At 62.0% G+C, this 17,578-nt stretch carries 24 protein-coding genes, 1 tRNA gene and 1 riboswitch; of the genes, 21 read left to right on the top strand and 4 right to left on the bottom strand.

Translation table 11 applies throughout. From position 1 onward, the window contains the following. Positions 1-595: 595 nt before the first annotated feature. The 12 genes from NFR87_RS04570 (at position 596) to NFR87_RS04515 (ending at position 6,645) form a co-directional block, all read left to right on the top strand. Positions 596-976, top strand: a complete 381-nt coding sequence (locus tag NFR87_RS04570) for a hypothetical protein (protein WP_251447037.1) — start codon at positions 596-598, stop codon at positions 974-976. A 420-nt stretch (positions 977-1,396) separates the two neighbouring features. Further along, entirely contained in the window at positions 1,397-1,774 is a 378-nt protein-coding gene (locus NFR87_RS04565; protein WP_251447034.1) for a hypothetical protein, read from the top strand. Continuing rightward, positions 1,771-2,205: a hypothetical protein gene (locus NFR87_RS04560; protein ID WP_251447031.1), complete on the top strand. Its 435-nt coding sequence runs from the start codon at positions 1,771-1,773 to the stop codon at positions 2,203-2,205. Before NFR87_RS04565 ends, NFR87_RS04560 begins: the two co-directional genes overlap by 4 nt. After that, positions 2,189-2,611: a hypothetical protein gene (locus tag NFR87_RS04555; protein WP_251447028.1), complete on the top strand. Its 423-nt coding sequence runs from the start codon at positions 2,189-2,191 to the stop codon at positions 2,609-2,611. The genes NFR87_RS04560 and NFR87_RS04555 overlap by 17 nt, the downstream gene beginning before the upstream one ends. Continuing rightward, complete coding sequence (locus NFR87_RS04550; protein ID WP_251447025.1) at positions 2,608-3,270, top strand: hypothetical protein; 663 nt, start codon at positions 2,608-2,610, stop codon at positions 3,268-3,270. Before NFR87_RS04555 ends, NFR87_RS04550 begins: the two co-directional genes overlap by 4 nt. After that, the gene (locus tag NFR87_RS04545; RefSeq protein ID WP_251447022.1) at positions 3,267-3,575 is read left to right on the top strand and encodes an XkdX family protein; all 309 of its coding nucleotides are present in this window, start codon (positions 3,267-3,269) and stop codon (positions 3,573-3,575) included. The genes NFR87_RS04550 and NFR87_RS04545 overlap by 4 nt, the downstream gene beginning before the upstream one ends. Beyond that, complete coding sequence (locus NFR87_RS04540) at positions 3,572-3,847, top strand: hypothetical protein (RefSeq protein WP_251447019.1); 276 nt, start codon at positions 3,572-3,574, stop codon at positions 3,845-3,847. The genes NFR87_RS04545 and NFR87_RS04540 overlap by 4 nt, the downstream gene beginning before the upstream one ends. After that, positions 3,840-4,100, top strand: a complete 261-nt coding sequence (locus NFR87_RS04535; protein WP_251447016.1) for a hypothetical protein — start codon at positions 3,840-3,842, stop codon at positions 4,098-4,100. The genes NFR87_RS04540 and NFR87_RS04535 overlap by 8 nt, the downstream gene beginning before the upstream one ends. A 1-nt stretch (position 4,101) precedes the next feature. Then, entirely contained in the window at positions 4,102-5,478 is a 1,377-nt protein-coding gene (locus NFR87_RS04530) for a WD40 repeat domain-containing protein (RefSeq protein WP_251447013.1), read from the top strand. Continuing rightward, on the top strand, positions 5,475-6,170 hold the full coding sequence (locus NFR87_RS04525) for an NlpC/P60 family protein (RefSeq protein ID WP_251447010.1): 696 nt from the start codon (positions 5,475-5,477) through the stop codon (positions 6,168-6,170). The genes NFR87_RS04530 and NFR87_RS04525 overlap by 4 nt, the downstream gene beginning before the upstream one ends. Before the next feature lie 11 nt (positions 6,171-6,181). Beyond that, the gene (locus NFR87_RS04520; RefSeq protein WP_251447007.1) at positions 6,182-6,433 is read left to right on the top strand and encodes a hypothetical protein; all 252 of its coding nucleotides are present in this window, start codon (positions 6,182-6,184) and stop codon (positions 6,431-6,433) included. Positions 6,434-6,447: 14 nt separating this feature from the next. After that, positions 6,448-6,645, top strand: a complete 198-nt coding sequence (locus NFR87_RS04515; RefSeq protein ID WP_251447004.1) for a holin — start codon at positions 6,448-6,450, stop codon at positions 6,643-6,645. A gap of 215 nt (positions 6,646-6,860) precedes the next feature. Here the strand turns inward: NFR87_RS04515 and NFR87_RS04510 are convergent. Further along, positions 6,861-6,951: transfer RNA gene (locus NFR87_RS04510), tRNA-Ser, on the bottom strand. 79 nt (positions 6,952-7,030) lie between these two features. After that, the gene (gene mobA, locus NFR87_RS04505; RefSeq protein WP_251447001.1) at positions 7,031-7,621 is read right to left on the bottom strand and encodes a molybdenum cofactor guanylyltransferase; all 591 of its coding nucleotides are present in this window, start codon (positions 7,619-7,621) and stop codon (positions 7,031-7,033) included. 131 nt (positions 7,622-7,752) lie between these two features. Between mobA and NFR87_RS04500 the strand changes: the two genes are divergently transcribed. From NFR87_RS04500 to NFR87_RS04455, 9 genes are all read left to right on the top strand, one after another. Further along, positions 7,753-8,226, top strand: coding sequence for a YbaK/EbsC family protein (locus tag NFR87_RS04500; protein WP_251446998.1), 474 nt, complete (start codon positions 7,753-7,755; stop codon positions 8,224-8,226). Positions 8,227-8,417: 191 nt separating this feature from the next. After that, a riboswitch (molybdenum cofactor riboswitch) is annotated at positions 8,418-8,551 on the top strand. Between the two features lie 107 nt (positions 8,552-8,658). Next, positions 8,659-9,534 carry a molybdate ABC transporter substrate-binding protein gene (modA, locus tag NFR87_RS04495; protein WP_251446995.1) on the top strand — a complete coding sequence of 292 codons (876 nt, stop codon included), beginning with the start codon at positions 8,659-8,661 and terminating at the stop codon, positions 9,532-9,534. Between the two features lie 28 nt (positions 9,535-9,562). After that, positions 9,563-10,225, top strand: a complete 663-nt coding sequence (modB, locus tag NFR87_RS04490) for a molybdate ABC transporter permease subunit (protein WP_251446991.1) — start codon at positions 9,563-9,565, stop codon at positions 10,223-10,225. Then, complete coding sequence (locus NFR87_RS04485; protein WP_251446988.1) at positions 10,225-11,256, top strand: sulfate/molybdate ABC transporter ATP-binding protein; 1,032 nt, start codon at positions 10,225-10,227, stop codon at positions 11,254-11,256. The genes modB and NFR87_RS04485 overlap by 1 nt, the downstream gene beginning before the upstream one ends. Positions 11,257-11,261: 5 nt before the next feature. Continuing rightward, entirely contained in the window at positions 11,262-12,476 is a 1,215-nt protein-coding gene (locus NFR87_RS04480; protein ID WP_251446985.1) for a molybdopterin molybdotransferase MoeA, read from the top strand. Continuing rightward, entirely contained in the window at positions 12,473-13,489 is a 1,017-nt protein-coding gene (locus NFR87_RS04475; RefSeq protein ID WP_251446983.1) for a molybdopterin-binding protein, read from the top strand. The genes NFR87_RS04480 and NFR87_RS04475 overlap by 4 nt, the downstream gene beginning before the upstream one ends. A gap of 2 nt (positions 13,490-13,491) precedes the next feature. Beyond that, complete coding sequence (moaA, locus tag NFR87_RS04470; RefSeq protein WP_251446980.1) at positions 13,492-14,439, top strand: GTP 3',8-cyclase MoaA; 948 nt, start codon at positions 13,492-13,494, stop codon at positions 14,437-14,439. Between the two features lie 2 nt (positions 14,440-14,441). Beyond that, the gene (gene moaC / locus NFR87_RS10485; protein WP_338147036.1) at positions 14,442-15,407 is read left to right on the top strand and encodes a cyclic pyranopterin monophosphate synthase MoaC; all 966 of its coding nucleotides are present in this window, start codon (positions 14,442-14,444) and stop codon (positions 15,405-15,407) included. Continuing rightward, positions 15,404-16,297, top strand: a complete 894-nt coding sequence (locus tag NFR87_RS04455) for a MogA/MoaB family molybdenum cofactor biosynthesis protein (protein ID WP_251446977.1) — start codon at positions 15,404-15,406, stop codon at positions 16,295-16,297. The genes moaC and NFR87_RS04455 overlap by 4 nt, the downstream gene beginning before the upstream one ends. A gap of 52 nt (positions 16,298-16,349) precedes the next feature. Here the strand turns inward: NFR87_RS04455 and NFR87_RS04450 are convergent, their stop codons facing one another. Further along, positions 16,350-17,177, bottom strand: coding sequence for a TrmH family RNA methyltransferase (locus NFR87_RS04450; RefSeq protein ID WP_251446974.1), 828 nt, complete (start codon positions 17,175-17,177; stop codon positions 16,350-16,352). 18 nt (positions 17,178-17,195) lie between these two features. Then, entirely contained in the window at positions 17,196-17,576 is a 381-nt protein-coding gene (locus NFR87_RS04445) for a DUF5655 domain-containing protein (protein ID WP_251446971.1), read from the bottom strand. Between the last annotated feature and the right edge of the window lie 2 nt (positions 17,577-17,578).

Raw genomic sequence — 17,578 nt, 5'->3', positions numbered from 1 at the left:
CAACCCAGTACAGACCACCTAATCGTAAGGGCGGTTGACGCCCGGTGAACCCCGAGGAGGCCATAATGGCAAAAGGGGGTGTCGTGGAGAGATCCACGGCTAACGGACTCAGCATCGATAAGGCGGCAAACGGGGGTCGCGCCCACGGGTTTACGTTTGACCAAAAGCCGCACGAACCAGCTGACTAAGAGACACCGGGGACCCAACATGGAGACGCGCCATGGAGGGCCGGCTCAAGGGGTGGAAACGCCCTGTGGAATTCCGTGCCAAGCCGCTAGGAGGCGGAAGGTGTACTGACTACCGAAAGCCAGATCCGGTGGAGAAAATCTGCCGGTGCAGATAAGGCGCGAGAGCGCACGAAGCGAGTAGGGTACAGCTCCCCGGCCCATCGTGGGCATAACTCCGGGGGAGTGCGTGGCGGGGTGGAGATGAGCCCCGCGTAAAATCGCTTGAATGGAAGCGCCGGGGGCCTGTGCTCCGGCTGAGGCGGACACAGGTCAAGATATAGTTGCCAGTTTGTATGTGAGAGGGTAATTTTGCTATTCAAAGCCTTGAAAATATATTGCATGGCGCCCATGAGATTGGAGAGGATCGTATGACCGAGCAGAGCTATTATCAAACGCTTGCTGATAGGTATGCAGCCAAACACCTGCGTAGCCGCACCAGGCAGGTCAATGTGAGCAGCCTGAAGCGGACAGATAACTACCGGGGAAAGTACCCTCATGATCGCCCCAGACCCATCCCGCTGGTGACGAGCCCAACCTATGAGGCAGATGTGGCGGCCTACTATGCTGAGGTGGGACACCTTATCGCGGCCGATGGGCCCCGGTACCCGCTTACCAACAAATTGGACTATGTGTTTTTCAAGCGGCCCATGATCCCGGATCCGCGGGTACCAATCGGGCCGGATGGGCACATTAACAGCTATGTCCAGCTGGGGTTTGTCGCTGATGTCAATGGAGAAAGCAACAAATGAGCCGCCGGGAAGAGAAGCGGGAGTTGGCCGCCTATCATGACAGCGGGCGATATCTCAAGCGACATCCGCCTCGACTGTCTGATCCACTGTTTGGACTTGCGCCCAGGGCGGAATGGGCAGATGAAGTCCGCATGGTGTTGAGGACTTATCCCAAACTGGCGCGGTGCAAGGAGGCGGCTCTTCGCGCCGGAGGGATCCGCGCTGGTCGACGGGGGCCGTCGGCGGAAAATGTTTTGCTCTGGCACTCGGCCGGAGCTGTGGCAGCGGTGGAGGCTGCGCTGGATCACTTCCCTATGGAGCGGCGCCGGCGGCTCTGCGCAGTTTGTTTTCAGAGAACGGAGCGCTGCAGGCAAGATTGGACGGATATCAACCTGTTGCAGCGCTATGTGGCGGTCTATCTTGGCTATGGGAGGGCACGATATGATCTTAAATCCATATAAACAGAGACAGATCATTTTTTACGACTGGGACGACACGGTCATTGGAGTGTTGTGCCTGCCGGAGATCCTCCATGATGTGCGGGCCTTTGCCAACTTTTTTGTTGGGGTCAATCTGATCCATCCGGATGTTTCTGGCGGGATCGTGGATGAGTGGGCCGAAGAACGGGAGGAGCGCTATGCCCAGGCCATACGGGACTGGCCCCGCCGGGCAATCTACCCGGAGGAGAGCTGGTGGTTTGAATCTGGCGCAGACGGGCCGGTAATGCGGCACTCCCTGCGGTATCTGCCTGCTGGATACGTTCCCGAGAGGTCGAGCCTGACTTCCTTCCGGCCCAAACGATCGGAGGCGGGAAAATGACAAATCCATATACACAGTTTGTCACAGAGGACGGACGGGTGTTCCAGCGGGTTCAATTTCTGACAGTAGACGGCGAGGAATTTGTGGAGCTCGGTGAGGACTATTATCAATACCTCCTGGAGCAGGTCGAGCTCAGCCGCAACGTTCGGTACCGGGGCGTGGAGGAGTTCAGGCTCTGGTGTCAGGTCAATAAAGGCACCATTACCGTGGAGGAGGGACTGCGAGCCTGCACGGCAAAAGAGTTGTACGACAGAGCGGTCGATGTATACCTGTTGCAGAATAACGGATGGACAACGGCTCTGAACCTGGTCTATGAGGCCATGATCCGGCTGGAGCGCCGGGCAGAAGCAGCGCAGAGGGCCAGGGAAGAGGTTGCTCCGAAGACGATCATGCCGCCGGAAGGGGAGGGTGACAATGCGGATCACGGGTGAAGAGTTTGGCTGGCTCACGGCGGTCAATGCGATCAACAGCTTGGACAAAACCCAGCCCGAGGTGGTGGCGGAGGCCCACGCCGAGAATTGGGCAGGCACCGCACGCTATGCCGGCCGGCAGGCCTGGCCAGACTGGGTGTTGGTGCAGCAACTGAAAACTCTTGTGGTCAACAAGTCAAGCTGCTATGCCGGCGCGTATCCGGACATCGGCGAAGAGGATATTGATGGGAAGGCCTATACCGGTGAGGATCCCGGGAAGCGGGGGCTGACAGACCTGAGCTATATTGGCCGGCCGTCGCTACTGGGCAAGGTGGCCGGCGAGCTGCTCCGTCGCTTGCAGTTGGAGCTGGAGCTGGATCAAGCGGCGCAGCAGCGGCGCTGGACGCCTCCAGAGACGCCACCGTGATCCCCCGGCCACTGACGGACAACGCCGCCCGACACAATCCCGGCCGCTGGGTCTGCAATATCAGGCCGGAGCGGTGCAATGGCATTTTCAGAGTGTATGGCCAGGATATGCCGTGTCCCCTGCGGGACAAATGCCTGGCAGGGCGGCGGAACACCTACCAGTGGACGCCGGGGCACAAGCTGGCGGGACGGTATCCGGAGATGGATCTGGATGCCGACTGGCACCGGCATCACGGGACGCGCCTGGCCCAGCTCCAGCAGGCCTTTGCCCCACTGCTCCGGCGCAAGCAGCGTACCCCGGAACAGCGGAAGCTACATGCGGAATGGCAGCGGGAGGCGCGACGCAGGCAACAGGTGGACGGGCATGCGGCCCCGCCATTAAGGCGGGTACCATTGCCGTGTGGAGAGGACTGCGAGAATTGCCCCTATGACGCCTGCCCCTATACTGATGAGGATCTGGATGCCATAGAGGCCGTGGCGGCCCGACAGCGGGCTCACAGAAGTTATGATCCGCAACGGCGTAGAGCAAAGTATGAGCGGGACAAGCTCAGACGGGCAAATGACCCGAAAAGTGCGGAGCGTTTCCGGGCGCAGAATGCAGCCCGGTGCAAACGCTGGTATCAAAAAAATAGAGCCAAACGAAAGGAGAATCAAAAATGAGTAAATTGGACGATCTGCGGGCCGGCATGGCCTCCAGCCGAGCGACCACTGACGCGGCGTATGCCCAGCAGCTGCGCAACAACAAGCAACCGGCTATGGAGGCCTTCCAGAAAGGAGAGATCTCTGCCCAAGAATATGAGGAGGTCGTGGGGGAGCCCTATGCCGTGACGGTCAAGGATCACTATGACGCCAGCATCGCACGGCTCAAGAATATTACGGCGGTTAGGGTCAGGGCCGGCCTACTGACACCGCAGCAGTACAAAGAGATCACCGGGGACGATTACAGTGAGGAGGGATACGCATGAGCGTACAGATGCAGAGGGTGGCGGCAAGCACCGCCACATGGAGCGAAGAGATCCCCGAGGGGTATCAGGTGCGGACACTGCCGATTAGCGCGGAGGTAGCTGCCCGAATCAGGCAGGCGGATCTGGAGAGGGAGGCTGCAAACATGGAAATTCGGCAAATGATCGAAGCCCAAGGCGGGAACAGCGGGAACATCCGGATCCATCTTGGAAATCAAACTGTCCAGTTCCTGGCGCCGATCCCTACCACTGAGACGGAGGACGGAGATGTTTGAGCATTGTGACTGCCGCGACCATGTAGATGTTCCGGTGCCGCCGTGCTCTGTACCGAGACCCAAGGGCACCAGGGTGCCGAAAGGTGGGAAAACCGGCCAGGTGCTGACAAAGTGCAGCGATGTGGACGGAGACACGGGGTGGACGATGCCTGTGACTATGGAGGCCGTGACCAAGGCTGTGGACGATAAGGTCAATGCAGCGATGGACGATATTTCTTCCGTGCTGGATGCCATCAACGGGGAGGTGGTCTGAAGTGGGTACTGTGGTGGACAAACTGGCCAGGCTCTCACAGACCAAGGCGGATCTTAGGGCGGCGATCCTGGAGAAAGGACAAGCGGTGGAGGAAACGGATCCCTTTGCTGCTTATCCGGCGAAGGTCAGAGCGATCCCGGGCAGAGATCAGATCAATCTGGCCCGGGAGGTGCAGGTGATAGCGGCAAACAAGATCCAAGTCGGGGATACGGTATATACCATCAGTGGAGATTATGCGCCATATCTCAGGGGCGGAGAGGATGGGGCACTGCTTTCTGGAACCGTTTGTGGTGCGGCATTTTCCCCGAATGGGCAGATCTTGGTTGTGGCCGGCTCGTTTCAGGGTAAGGTAAAGGTATACGCTGTTGACGGAACAAAGCTCACTTATTCCGGCGATATTGAGGATCCGCCTGCTCTCCTACCGAAAGGACTTGCTTTCTCAGCGGACGGGTCGTCGTTGGTCGTCGGTGCCGGGAGCGATGCCAATATCTACTCTGTACAGGAATCTGCGCTTGTTCCTACAGGCAAAGTAACTGTAAAGTCGATCTCCTGCGTGGCCTTTTCGCCGGATGGGACGGTTTTTGTAGCCGGATCCGCGAATGAGATCGATGTATTTTCTGTTGATGGGACGACCTTTACGGCTGCCGGACGTATCGATCTCCGTGGCGTACAGTGTCTGGCATTTTCTCCGGATGGCAGTACCTTGGTCGCAGGAGGATCCAGTGGGCTATCCAAGGTGTACGCCGTAGAGGGGACGACGCTTACTGAGGTTGGCAATCTTTACGCGGATGCGGAGGGAACAGCTCTTAATGGTGTTATATACGCCGCTGCGTTTTCACCTGACGGCTCCCTTCTGGTGCTTGGAGGTACATTTACCGGGCGGGCCAAGGTATATGCCGTAGAGGAAACCTCTATAACTTACATCAGCGACATTTATGCGGATACGGAGGGAACCACACTCGATTTTGGCAATGTGGCTGAAATTGCATTCTCGCCGGACGGCTCTATGCTGCTTCTGGTTGGAGGGGGTATAGGTTGGGCGAGAGCGTACTCGGTCAATGGCACATCGATCACGTACATCAAGACCGTCGGGGGAGACGGATCCGGCGAGAGCCTTGCAATATCACCGGATGGAGCACTGCTGATCCTTGGCCTTTCTTACTCCTCTACAAAACGCTTTGCGGTTAGATATACGATCGATGGGACGGACTTTTCCTTTCCGACGGAAGAATATGCTTCCGCGTACAAAGCCGCTGATGGGAGCATATCGGAGCAGCTCAACAATTTGATGGAGAGTATTGGCATCGGTTACGCAAAGTGCAGTATGGAGGCCGAAGAGACGGGCACGGTGGTGGTGATTGGGGAGGTGACAGCATGAGTGCCACAGCAAGCGACCTGATCCAGGCGGCGGAGAAATATCTGGGAATCAAGGAGGCCCCGCCCGACTCCAACAATGTGGTCTTCAACACCCGCTACTACGGAAAGGCGGTGTCCGGGGCGGCCTATCCCTGGTGTTGCGCCTTCCAGTGGTGCCTCTTCCAGGACGTGGGGGCGTCGGAGCTGTTCTATGGCGGCCAAAAGACGGCCTCCTGTACCACCCTCTATAACTGGTATAAGCGCTGGGGGCAGACAGTGGCAAAGGAGAGCATCCAGCCCGGAGATCTGGTCTTCTTCGTCTTTGACGGCAACAAGAAGGGTGTGATGAACCACATCGGCCTGTGTGTGGCTGTAGAGCCGGGTTATGTGACCACCATCGACGGCAACACGGGAACGACCAACGAAGCTAACGGCGGGGCCGTGATGCGCCGCCGGCGGGCGTTGAGGTACGTGGGCGGGGCCGCACGGCCTGCCTACGCCGCCCAGGAAGCCACGAAAGGGGAAGACGGTATGAAACTCTATCAGTTTGTGAGCGAACTGCCCTACGGCCAGGAAGCGGTCACCAGAGCCATTCAACAGGGCTACATCAAGCTGGACAAGACGGGGGCGATGGGCCTGTGGGAGCCTAATCTGCAGACGGTGATCCTGATGGATCGGGCCGGCCTGTTCGACCGGCCGGCGGTGAGAGAGTGAGGGGCCGGATCATGGAGACCATTATTGCCGCTGCGATCACGGGGATCATCACTCTGGCGGGGGTGCTCATCGCCAACAACAAGGCCCAGGCGGTTACCGACACCAAGCTGGAGGAACGCCAGGCGGCCACCAACGCCAAAATCGAGGATCTGACCCGGGAGGTGCGGGAGCACAACAACTTTGCCCGGCGGGTACCAGTGCTGGAGGAGCAGGTCAAGGTCATCAACCACCGTCTCTCCGATCTGGAGGAATATCACAAATGAGGGGAGGTGTACATATGAGCTATTGGAGCAAGTGGATCCGGTGTGCTGCCGTGCGCGCGGTGAAGACCATGGCCCAGACGGCGGTGGCCACCATCGGCGCCGCGGCGGTGCTCAGTGAGGTCAACTGGCCCGTGGTGGTCAGCGCCTCGGCACTGGCCGGGGCTTTGAGCCTGCTGACCAGCGTGGCGGGGCTGCCGGAGGTAGAGAAATAAAGAAGAGGGCGTTGCGGAGTGGAAAACTGCAACGCCCTCTTCTTTCATTGATGTGCCATTAGCATTTTAGTTAGCATTTTCTGTTTCGTGAAGGTCAATTTTGTCTACTGAATGGAAACTGTGTTTCACTTTAGAGAGATTCGGCGAAGTACCGAAAGCTATTGCAAACAAAAGAAAAAACCTCGGAACCTTTGCGGCTCTGAGGTTTTTCTTTTTGGCGCAGTGGGAGGGATTCGAACCCTCGAGCCGTTTTAGCGGCTACACGATTTCCAATCGTGCTCGTTATGACCACTTCGATACCACTGCAGGTCACAAACGCTGGAGCCGACCAAGTCGGACAGCAGATGTTATTATACCAGATTTTATAGATTCGTCAAGAGGGAAATCAAAAAAAGGAAGACGGCTGTTCCTCTGCCAGCAGGGCGTCGTACGCCTGGGGCGTGTTGACATTGGTAAGGCACCGGTCAGGGAAGGGGGTATCCGCCAGAGGGAGCCAGCAGGTTCGCAGAGAGGCCGGGAAATCGCGCATCCGGCCGTTTCCCGCCCTGAGCTGGGCTTGGAGCTTGGGAAGAACGTCCTTGCGGTACACGCCGCAGGCAGGATGCTGCCGGCCGTCCCGGGTGACGGGAACCACTGCCTCCCACTCCTCCGTTATGGCCTGGGCCAGGAACCGGGCCAGCTCCCTGGAAAAAAGGGGCGCGTCGCAGGGAACCAGGATAAGGGCCTCTGAGCGGCAGACGGTGAGCAGGGCGTGGAGCGCCCCCAGGGGGCCCCGGTCGGGGAGCAGGTCGGGCACAGTGAGAAAGCCGGGGACGGAGAGCGTCCGCCGGCCCACGGACAGAAGGCGCTCCGGGAAGTCGGAGAGCATCTCTGCCAGCCGGGCCTGAAAGGTCGTTCCCCCGAGGAGAAGCTGGGATTTGTCCCGGCCCATGCGGCGGCTTTCGCCTCCCACAAGCAGCGCGGCGCCTACCACCATATACGTATCCCCCTTTCTCCCATGTCATTTTGGAAATCGTACCACAGGACGGGGAGAAAAGCAAGGCGGCGCTTCCATTCTCTGTGGAAATGTGGTATGATGAGCCAAAAAGCGCAAAGGGGAGATCCATCATGTCCATCGAAAGAGCAAAGGCCCATCTTGAACAGTATGGCGCGGCAGAGCGGATCCAGCAGTTCCAGGTGTCCAGCGCCACGGTAGAGCTGGCGGCCCAAGCCCTGAACTGTGAGGGGTGCCGCATCGCCAAGACCCTCTCCTTCCTGGTGGAGGAGAAGCCGATCCTTATCGTGGCCGCCGGCGACGCCAAGGTGGACAACCCCAAATATAAGGCCCGGTTCGGGACAAAAGCGAAGATGCTTGCCCCAGAGGAGGTGGAATCCCTTATCGGCCATGCCGTGGGCGGTGTATGTCCCTTCGGGGTCAACGAGGGGGTGACGGTCTACCTGGACGAGTCCCTGAAACGGTTCCAGACCGTCTTTCCCGCCTGCGGCAGCAGCAACAGCGCCATCGAGCTGACCATCGCAGAACTGGAAGAGTATTCCGGCTATGTGGACTGGGTGGATGTGTGCAAGGGCTGGAGAGAGTGATAATAGGAAGGCGGCGGGATATCCTGCCGCCTTCCTGTTTTTTAATGGCGCTGTTTGGACGCCGCCGTCTGTGGCGGGAAGAAAAAAGTAAGCCAGTCAACAGAAAAATATGCCATGCCGCTTTTGAAGGAAAACGCGGAAAATGTCGATCCCACCGAAAATGAAATTGACAATCCTTTGCTCCTATGCGATAATGTCAGTGTCTTCGAGCTCCTTCGCCTAAAGCGTAAGCCATGGCGTTGGAGCCGGCCGGAGCTCCGGCCCGGGGTCGTATTTGGAAACGAAGCGGCCTTCCTGATTGAAAAGGGGACGGATACGGCGTATTAAGTTAAAACCGGTGAGCGGCTTTGACCTAGTTTGTTGTCCGTCTATGTGAAGACGGACATTTTTATTGCACCGCAATAAAAAGAACAAACTTGAGGAGGAAGAACCATGAAAAAGCTCACCGCATTGACCCTTGCCGCCGCCATGACCCTGTCCCTGACCGCCTGCGGCGGTGGGGAGACGCAAACTGCTCAGACCCCGCCTGCGGCCCCTGAGACGCAGCAGCCCTCCGCTCCCGCGCAGGAGCAGGTGGAGCTGGTGGTCTTTGCCGCCGCGTCCCTGACAGAGACCCTGACCCAGATCGCCGAGGACTATAAGGCCGTGGCCCCCAATGTGACCCTGGTCTTCAACTTCGACTCCTCCGGTACCCTGAAGACGCAGATCCAGGAGGGCGCGGTGTGCGATGTGTTCCTCTCCGCCGCCCCCAAGCAAATGGATCAGCTGGATATTGAGGCCGATCCCCAGGTGAACACCGAGGGGCTGGACTTTGTGCTCCAGGGCAGCCGGGTGGATCTGCTGGAAAACAAGGTGGCGCTGGCGGTGCCCGAGAGGAACCCCGCCGGGCTCCAGTCCTATGACGATCTGGCCCAGCGGCTGGAGAATGGAGATGTGCTGATGGCCGTGGGCAACGCCGATGTGCCGGTGGGCCAGTACACCCAGAAGATATTCGCCTATTACGGCCTGGAGGAGGACGCCCTTAATGCCGCCGGCGTGCTTACCTACGGCTCCAACGTGAAAGAGGTCACCTCCCAAATCTCCGAGGGGGCGGTGAACTGCGGCATCATTTACGCCACCGACGCCTTCTCTGCCGGACTGACTGTGGCGGACACCGCCACCGGCGATATGTGCGGCCGCGTGATCTATCCTGCCGCTGTACTCCACACCAGCGCCCACGGGGAGGAGGCCCAGGCCTTTCTGGATTATCTGACCGGGGAAGAGGCCGGCGCGGTGTTCTCCTCCGTGGGCTTCAGCCCTCTGAGCTGAAAAGAGACGGAAGAAAGGAGGGCGGGGCATGGACTGGTTCCCTCTGCTCAACTCCCTGCGGATCGCGGGCATCAGCACAGTGCTCGTCTTCTTTCTGGGCCTGCTGGCGGCCTACTATATCGCCAGAGCGCCCCGGCTGGTCAAGGGCGTTCTGGATGTACTGCTCACCCTGCCCCTGGTGCTGCCGCCTACGGTGGTGGGCTACCTGCTCCTGCGCCTGCTGGGCCCCAAACGGGTGCTGGGAAGCTGGATCCTGACGCATTTTGGCGTGCGGCTGACCATGGCCTGGTACTCCGCCATTTTTGCCACTGTGGTGGTGATCTTCCCCCTTATGTACCGCACTGCCAGAGGCGCTTTTGAGAGCTTTGACGAGACGCTGGCGCAGGCGGGGAAGACTCTGGGACTGAGCAACACCTATATTTTTTGGCATATCCGCATCCCCGTCTGCCGTCAGGGTATCCTGGCGGGGACGGTGCTGGCCTTTGCCAGAGCGCTGGGCGAGTATGGCGCCACCAGTATGCTCGCCGGTTATACCCCGGGCCGTACCGCCACCATCTCCACTGCCGTCTACCAGCTTTGGCGCACCGGAGAGGACGGCCTGGCCCTGCGCTGGGTGCTGGTGAACTTGGCCATCTCCGCCCTGGTGCTGGTGGCGGTAAACCTTCTGGAGCGAAAGCGGGAGGTAGCCTGATGTCGCTTTTTGTGGACATGGAAAAGCGGTTGGGGGACTTTCACCTCAAGACACATTTTGAGGTGGGGGAGGAGACCCTGGCTTTGCTGGGGGCCTCCGGCAGCGGGAAAAGCATGACCCTTCAGTGCGTGGCCGGGATACGCAGGCCCGACCGGGGGAGGATCGTGCTGGATGGGGAGACCCTCTTCGACTCGGAGAAGGGGATCGACCTGCCGCCCCAGCGCCGGCGTGTGGGCTATCTCTTCCAGAATTACGCCCTGTTTCCCAACATGACGGTGGAGAAGAATATCCGCTGTGGCCTTCGGGAGAAGCGCGATGCGCCCATGGTGGAGGAGCTGATAGCGGCCATGGGGCTGAAAGGGCTGGAGCATAAGCGGCCCTACCAGCTCTCCGGAGGCGAGCAGCAGCGGACGGCCCTGGCCCGTATCCTGGTGAGCCGTCCCCGCCTGCTGCTGCTGGACGAGCCCTTCTCCGCCCTGGACAGCCACCTGCGCTTCCAGATGGAGCGGGAGACCCGCCAGGTCATCCACCGGCTGGGAAAGACCGCCCTGCTGGTATCCCACGACAGGGACGAGGTCTTCCGCCTGGCCCAGCAGGTGGCGGTGATGCGCGCCGGGCAGATCCTGCAGATGGGCACCCGGCACCAGGTGTTCCAGCGGCCGGAAACCGTCTCTGCCGCCCGGCTCACCGGGTGCAAGAACATCTCCCGGGCCAAAGCGCTGGGGGAGGGGAAAATAGAGGCTCTGGACTGGGGAGTGACCCTGTGCCTTCCCCAAGGGGCAGAGGCGGCCGACTATGTGGGCGTGCGGCTTCACGATGTGGTCTTGGGCCCCGGTGAAAACCAGGTGGTCTGCCGGGTGGCGGAGGTGGTGGAGGATCCCTTTTCCGTCACCGTCATGCTCAAACCCCTGAATGCCGGGGAGAGCGAACCCTTTGGTATTGTTCTGGACAAGGAGGCTTGGAAGCGGACGGAGGGAGAGGCCTTGACGGTTTCGCTGCCCCCCGAGGCCCTTTTGCTTTTGAAGGAGTGACCCCCATGGAAAAACATATTTCTTATGAGGCCGCCCGGACGTTGACCGCGGATGCGGTGAGTCCGGTGGCGGCGGAGCGGCTCCCCTTGGCGGACTGTGCCGGCCGGGTGCTGGCTCAGAGCCTGGCGGCAGCGGAGAATGTGCCCGCCTTTGACCGCTCTCCCTACGACGGCTACGCCTTTCGCGCTCAGGACGTGCAGGGGGCGGGACAGGATAGCCCGGTGGAGCTTCGGGTCTTGGAGGAGATCCCCGCCGGGGGCGTCTCCCATTGCCCGGTAACGGAGGGCACGGCGGTAAAGGTGCTGACCGGGGCTCCCATCCCGCCGGGAGCGGATGCAGTGGTAAAGTACGAGGCCACCCAGTTCACTTCCGAGACAGTGACCCTTTTTAAGCCCGCAAAGCCGGGGCAGAACATCGTTCGGACAGGGGAGGACGTGAAGGCGGGGCAGCTGCTGGCCTCGCCGGGTGCGGTCATCGACGCCGGGCTCATAGGGGTGCTGGCCGCCCAGCGGCAGACGCAGCCGCTGGTGTACCGCAGGCCCCGGGTAGGGCTTATCACCACCGGGGAGGAGCTGCTCCCCCTGACGGCAGAGCCGGCGCCGGGAAAGATCTACGACACCAGCCGCTATACCCTCTCAGCGGCCTTGACGGCGCTGGGCTGTGATCCGGTGTGGCTGGGCTGGGCCGGAGATGACGTGGAGGCCATCAGCCGCCTTGTGGCCCAGGGGCTTGAGAGCTGCGACGCCCTGGTGCTCACCGGCGGAGTCTCCGCCGGCGACTACGACCTGACCCCCGCCGCCATGGAGCAGGGGGGCGTGGAGCTCCTTTTCCGGGGCGTGGACTTTAAGCCCGGTATGGCCTGCGCCTACGGCGTGGGGCGGGGGAAGCTGGTCTGCGGCCTTTCAGGCAACCCCGCCGCCGCCCTGACCAACTTTTATGCCATCGCAGCCCCGGCGCTGCGAAAGCTCCGGGGGCTGGCGGACTATCTCCCCCGGGAGGCGCGCTTGACCCTGGCCGCGCCCTATCCCAAGCCCAGCCCCATGACCCGGCTCCTGCGGGGCCGGCTGAAGCTGGATGGAGGAGAGGCGGCGCTGGAGCTGCCCGCCAACCAGGGCAACGCCGTGCTTATCAGCGCAGTGGGCTGTGACGCGATCGCCGTGGTGCCCGCCGGGAGCGGCGCGCTGGAGGCCGGGACGGTATTGAAAGGATTTGTGCTATGAAAAAGGTAGATGTGGAACAGGCGGTGGGACTCTCTCTCTGCCACGATATTACCGCCATGCGGGACGGCTTTAAGGGCGCTGCCTTCCGCCGGGGGCATGTTATCACGCCGGAGGACGTACCCGCCCTGCTGGACTTGGGCAAGCGGACGGTCTTCGTCTGGGAGGAGAACGCCGGGGAGCTCCATGAGGAGGATTGCGCCCTGCGCTTTGCCGCCATGGCTCCGGTGGAGGGGGCCCATTATGAGGGGCCCTCTGAGGGAAAGGTAGTCCTCCGCGCTGACGTCCGGGGGATGTTCCGGGTGGATACCGCCCTGCTGAGGGAGGTCAACGCCATTCCCGACGTGACCATCTCCACCTTGCCCGACCACTATCCCGTGGAGGTGGGCGAGCGCCTGTGCTCTATGCGCATCGTGCCCCTGGTGACGCGGGAGGAGAATGTCCTTCGGGCGGAGGAGCTGTGCAGGGAGCGCCCGCTCCTGGCCCTGAAGCCCTACCGCAGGCTGAAGGTGGGGATCATCATTACCGGGTCGGAGCTGTACTCCGGCCGGATCAAGGACAAGTTCGAGGCGGTGGCCCGTAGGAAGCTGGAGAAATATCCCCATGAGCTGCTGGGCGCCACCATCTGCGACGACGAGCCGGATATGCTCCTGTCGGCCGGGAGGCGGTTTTTGGAGGCGGGGGCGGAGCTGCTCATCTTCAGCGGCGGTATGTCTGTGGATCCCGACGATCTGACCCCTGCCGCCATCCGGGCCATGGGGGCGGAGGTGGTCAGCCATGGCGTGCCCTCCCAGCCGGGGAACATGACCCTGGTGGCCTATCTGGGCCAGACCGCCGTGCTGGGCGTGCCCGGCGCGGCCATCAGCATGCCCACCACCATCTTCGACGTGCTCCTGCCCCAGGTCTTTACCGGGCAGCGGCTGACCCTGGACGATCTGCGGCGGCTGGGGGAGGGCGGCCTGTGCCAGCAGTGCGGGAGCTGCCATTTCCCCAACTGCACCTTTGGAAGGTATTGATTATGAGAGACGGATTTGGACGGGAGATCACCTATCTGCGGCTGTCGGTGACCGACCGGTGCAACCTGCGCTGCCGCTATTGCATGCCGGAGGAGGGCGTGTCCCTCCAAGACCATGAGGAGATGCTGACCCAGGAGGAGATGCTCGCCGCCGTGGAGGCCGCCGCCTCTCTGGGGATCACCAAGCTGCGCATCACCGGAGGTGAGCCGCTGGTGAAGAAGAATATTCTCTCCATCTGCCGCCAGTGCGCACAGGTAGAGGGCATCAGGGAGGTCTGCATCACCACCAACGGCCTTCTGCTGCCCCAGCTGGCGGAACCTCTGCGGGATGCGGGGGTGAGCCGGGTCAATATCAGTCTGGACACGCTGGACGGGGAGAAATACCGCCGGATCACCCGCGTCGGGGAGCTGCCCCAGGCCCTGGCCGGCATTGAAGCGGCACTGAAGGCCGGGTTTGAAAAGGTGAAGCTCAATGTGGTGCTTATTGGGGGCTTTAACGACGATGAGATCCCCGCTCTGGCGGAGCTCACCCGCCGGTGGCCGGTGGACGTGCGGTTCATCGAGCTTATGCCCATGACCGAGGGCTTCCCCCAGTCGGCGTTTATCCCCTGTACCGCAGTGCTGGAGCGCCTTCCGGAGCTGGAGCCTGTCTCCGGCCGGGGAGGCACCGCCCGGCTTTACCGCCTCCCCGGCGGAATGGGGAACGTAGGGCTCATCAGCCCGGTGAGCGACCACTTCTGCGCCTCATGCGACCGCCTGCGCCTCACCGCGGACGGCAAGGTGAAGCCCTGCCTCCACGCGGAGACGGAGCTGTCTCTTAAGGGACTGAGCCGGGAGGAGATGGTGCAGCAGCTGCGGGCGGCCATTTTGGCCAAGCCCCGCTGCCACGAACCCCTCTCCCACGCCCAGCCCAGCAGAGCGGGGCGGGACATGAACCAGATCGGAGGCTGAGCATGGAAGGGATACCGGTACTGGGGCTGTCCGCCTATTCCGGCACGGGAAAGACCACGCTGATGGAAAAGCTCATCGCCGCCCTGACCGCGCGGGGGCTGCGGGTGGGGGCGGTGAAGCACGATGGCCACGACTTTGAGATCGACCACCCCGGAAAGGACTCCTGGCGCTATACCCAGGCGGGGGCGGCGGTGACGGCTATCACCTCCCTGGGAAAGACCGCCTTCATAAAGCAGGCCGGCGCCTCGCTGGAGCAGGTGCTGGCCCAGATCGGTGAGGTGGACATCATCCTGGTGGAGGGCTGGAAAAACAGCGGCATCTCCCGCATCGGCCTGTGCCGCAGGGCGGTGGGGAAGGACTTTCCCAGTCCCGTGGAGGACTATGTGGCCCTGGTGACCGACCGAGAGGATATGACCGACGCCGTGCCGAGGTTCGGCTTTGACGAGATAGAGGAGCTGACGGAATTTATCATGGAAAACAAAAAAGATTTCACCCATTTTGACGCCGCGGGCCGGGCCAAAATGGTGGACGTGGGGGAGAAGCCGCCCACGGTTCGCACTGCTGTGGCGGCGGCCCGGGTGCTGGTCAACGGGGAGACCTTCCGCCTGATCCAGACCGGCGGCGTGAAGAAGGGGGATGTGCTCACCGTGGCCCAGATCGCCGGGATCATGGGGGCCAAGCGCACGCCGGAGCTCATCCCCATGTGTCATCCCATCCTTGTGGATGGCGTGGAGCTTTCCCTGGAGCTGGACGAGGCGCGATCCAGCGTGGAGATCCGGGCCACCGTCCGCTGCGGCGGGCGCACCGGCGTGGAGATGGAGGCGCTCACCGCCGCCAGCGTGGCCGCTTTGACGGTCTACGATATGTGCAAGGCGGTGCAGCGGGACATGGTCATCACTGACGTGCGCCTGGTGGAAAAGACCGGCGGCGTTCACGGTGACTATCACAGAGAGGGGGAGGCAATATGAGCCGGACAGCGGCAGTTATCACCATCAGCGACAAGGGCGCCCGGGGAGAGCGGGTGGACACCAGCGGCCCCGCCGTTAAGGAACTCCTGGAGGCGGCGGGCTTCCAAGTCCTCCACACCGCCATCGTTCCCGACGAGGCGGCGGACATCCGGGCTGAGCTGATCAAATGCGCCGACGAGTTGGGCCTTGCCCTGGTGGTCACCACCGGCGGCACCGGTTTTTCTCCCCGGGACGTGACCCCGGAGGTCACGGCGGAGGTGCTGGAACGTACCGTCCCCGGTATTCCGGAGGCCATGCGCGCCGAAAGCATGAAGGTCACCGACCGGGGGTGCCTCTCCCGTGGCATTGCCGGAATTCGGGCGCGGACGCTTCTGGTAAACCTTCCCGGCAGCGAAAAGGCGGCCAGGGAGAACCTGGCCGCCGTGCTCCCGGCCATCGGACACGGCGTGGATATGCTCCTCTCCCAGGGCTCCGCCGACTGCGCCGTCCCCGTGGGCGGGAAGACCCCGCCCTCTATGGACGCCTGGCTCCGGGAGGCCAAGGCTGCCCCGGACAGCGGCAAGGTGGGCATGTACCTGACCCACAACGGAGTGGTGCGCGCCACCGCCCGAACCCAGGTGCGGGAGGGAAAGGCCCAGAGGGCCGTGACCGGGATGCGCTTCGGCTATGATAAGGAGAGGGCGGAGGCCGCTGCGGCGGAGATCCGAACCTGGCCGGGAATCTTCCACGTTCGGATATGGCTCAACGAGGGTGAGCTGGCCGTGGGGGACGACCTGATGTACGTCCTGGTGGGAGGCGACATCCGCCCCCATGTGATCGCCGCTTTGGAGGCGCTGGTGGCAAAGCTCAAGAAGGAGTGCGTCACCGAGGAGGAGATAAATTCAAATTGACAGGGGAAAAAGGAACGCCGCCGGTTTTCTTTCGGCGGCGTTCTTTTTTGGTTTATTGGCTTTCCCGCAGCTGCCAGAAGGCCACGGCGCTGGCGGCCGCCACATTGAGGGAGTCCACGCCGTGACACATGGGGATGCGGACGGTATAGTCGCACTGCGCCACCGTTTCGGCGGCCAGCCCGTCCCCCTCTGTGCCCAGGAGCACCGCCAGCCGTTCGATCTGCGCCAGTTTGGGATCGTCCACGGAGAGGGCGTCCTCCCGAAGGGCCAGGGCGGCGGTCTGGAAGCCCAGGGTGTTGAGCCTGGCCAGCCCCGGCTGGGGCCAGTCCTCCGCTCTGTCGCCGATCCACGCCCAGGGGAGCTGGAACACGGTGCCCATGCTGACCCGGGCGGCCCTTCGGCTCAGCGGGTCGCAGCAGGTGGGGGTCAGGAGTATCCCGTCCATGCCCAGCGCCGCCGCCGAGCGAAAAATGGCCCCCACATTGGTGGGATCCACGATCCCCTCCAGTACCGCCACCCGCTGGGCGCCGGCGCAGATCTCCTCCGCCGCCGGCGGGGAGGGCCGCCGCATGGCGCAGAGAATGCCCCGGGTGAGCGCGTAGCCGGTGAGCTGCTCCAGCACCTCCCGGTCGGCGGTGTAGACGGGGATCTCGCCGCAGCGCAGGAGAAGATCGGATTGCAGGGGAAGCTGCCGCCGCTCCATCAGAAGGGAGAGGGGCTCACAGCCCGCCCTCAGCGCGCAGAGGATGACCTTGGGGCTCTCGGCGATCAATATTCCCTTGGCCGCCTCCCGGCGATTGCGCAGCTGCCGCCCGGTAAGCCGGGCGAAAACGTCCAGCTCTGGGGCGGAGAGGTCGGCGATCTCAATGATTTCAGACATAAGGACGCTCCTTGCCGGTCATTTTCGCCGGCTCTTCCGCTGGGCGAAGTCATGGGCCTCCCGGAGCCAGCCCAACAGCTCCTCGTCCAACTGGTTTACGGCTGAAATGATGAAATGGTGTGTCCAACGGCCGGGGTAGGGCTCCACTGCCACGGCTGCCCGCGGGGAGGAGAGCCGCCGCTCCAGCCCCAGGGTGAGAATGAGATAGACCTCTGGGCAGCCCTTCATCCGTCCCAGGGAGACAAAGGCGAAGCCATACCGGGCCCTGAAGGTGATCTGGGTCTTTTTTACCTCTATGGCCGTTTCGGGGGCGAGGGAAAGAATGTGGGAGCGCAGAGCGTCATATAGGGGCACAGCTCCGGGCATATCGTTGAAAAATAACAGCTCATCAGCAGTCACAG

Origin of the sequence: Vermiculatibacterium agrestimuris, assembly GCF_943193085.1 — a bacterium.
In the GTDB taxonomy this organism is placed as follows: domain Bacteria; phylum Bacillota; class Clostridia; order Oscillospirales; family Oscillospiraceae; genus Vermiculatibacterium; species Vermiculatibacterium agrestimuris.
Note: the sequence above shows the minus strand (reverse complement) of the source record. Positions and strands in the feature narration are given on the sequence as shown.

What these genes read in the sequence shown, in the direction of transcription:
- NFR87_RS04515 (WP_251447004.1), top strand. Translation starts at nt 6,448, where the DNA reads ATGAGCTATTGGAGCAAGTGGATCCGGTGTGCTGCCGTGCGCGCGGTG.
- modB (WP_251446991.1), top strand. Translation starts at nt 9,563, where the DNA reads ATGGACTGGTTCCCTCTGCTCAACTCCCTGCGGATCGCGGGCATCAGC.
- NFR87_RS04545 (WP_251447022.1), top strand. Translation starts at nt 3,267, where the DNA reads ATGAGTAAATTGGACGATCTGCGGGCCGGCATGGCCTCCAGCCGAGCG.
- NFR87_RS04565 (WP_251447034.1), top strand. Translation starts at nt 1,397, where the DNA reads ATGATCTTAAATCCATATAAACAGAGACAGATCATTTTTTACGACTGG.
- NFR87_RS04485 (WP_251446988.1), top strand. Translation starts at nt 10,225, where the DNA reads ATGTCGCTTTTTGTGGACATGGAAAAGCGGTTGGGGGACTTTCACCTC.
- NFR87_RS04525 (WP_251447010.1), top strand. Translation starts at nt 5,475, where the DNA reads ATGAGTGCCACAGCAAGCGACCTGATCCAGGCGGCGGAGAAATATCTG.
- moaC (WP_338147036.1), top strand. Translation starts at nt 14,442, where the DNA reads ATGGAAGGGATACCGGTACTGGGGCTGTCCGCCTATTCCGGCACGGGA.
- mobA (WP_251447001.1), bottom strand. Translation starts at nt 7,621, where the DNA reads ATGGTGGTAGGCGCCGCGCTGCTTGTGGGAGGCGAAAGCCGCCGCATG.
- NFR87_RS04480 (WP_251446985.1), top strand. Translation starts at nt 11,262, where the DNA reads ATGGAAAAACATATTTCTTATGAGGCCGCCCGGACGTTGACCGCGGAT.
- NFR87_RS04520 (WP_251447007.1), top strand. Translation starts at nt 6,182, where the DNA reads ATGGAGACCATTATTGCCGCTGCGATCACGGGGATCATCACTCTGGCG.
- NFR87_RS04475 (WP_251446983.1), top strand. Translation starts at nt 12,473, where the DNA reads ATGAAAAAGGTAGATGTGGAACAGGCGGTGGGACTCTCTCTCTGCCAC.
- NFR87_RS04555 (WP_251447028.1), top strand. Translation starts at nt 2,189, where the DNA reads ATGCGGATCACGGGTGAAGAGTTTGGCTGGCTCACGGCGGTCAATGCG.
- NFR87_RS04500 (WP_251446998.1), top strand. Translation starts at nt 7,753, where the DNA reads ATGTCCATCGAAAGAGCAAAGGCCCATCTTGAACAGTATGGCGCGGCA.
- NFR87_RS04560 (WP_251447031.1), top strand. Translation starts at nt 1,771, where the DNA reads ATGACAAATCCATATACACAGTTTGTCACAGAGGACGGACGGGTGTTC.
- NFR87_RS04455 (WP_251446977.1), top strand. Translation starts at nt 15,404, where the DNA reads ATGAGCCGGACAGCGGCAGTTATCACCATCAGCGACAAGGGCGCCCGG.
- NFR87_RS04535 (WP_251447016.1), top strand. Translation starts at nt 3,840, where the DNA reads ATGTTTGAGCATTGTGACTGCCGCGACCATGTAGATGTTCCGGTGCCG.
- NFR87_RS04450 (WP_251446974.1), bottom strand. Translation starts at nt 17,177, where the DNA reads ATGTCTGAAATCATTGAGATCGCCGACCTCTCCGCCCCAGAGCTGGAC.
- modA (WP_251446995.1), top strand. Translation starts at nt 8,659, where the DNA reads ATGAAAAAGCTCACCGCATTGACCCTTGCCGCCGCCATGACCCTGTCC.
- moaA (WP_251446980.1), top strand. Translation starts at nt 13,492, where the DNA reads ATGAGAGACGGATTTGGACGGGAGATCACCTATCTGCGGCTGTCGGTG.
- NFR87_RS04540 (WP_251447019.1), top strand. Translation starts at nt 3,572, where the DNA reads ATGAGCGTACAGATGCAGAGGGTGGCGGCAAGCACCGCCACATGGAGC.
- NFR87_RS04570 (WP_251447037.1), top strand. Translation starts at nt 596, where the DNA reads ATGACCGAGCAGAGCTATTATCAAACGCTTGCTGATAGGTATGCAGCC.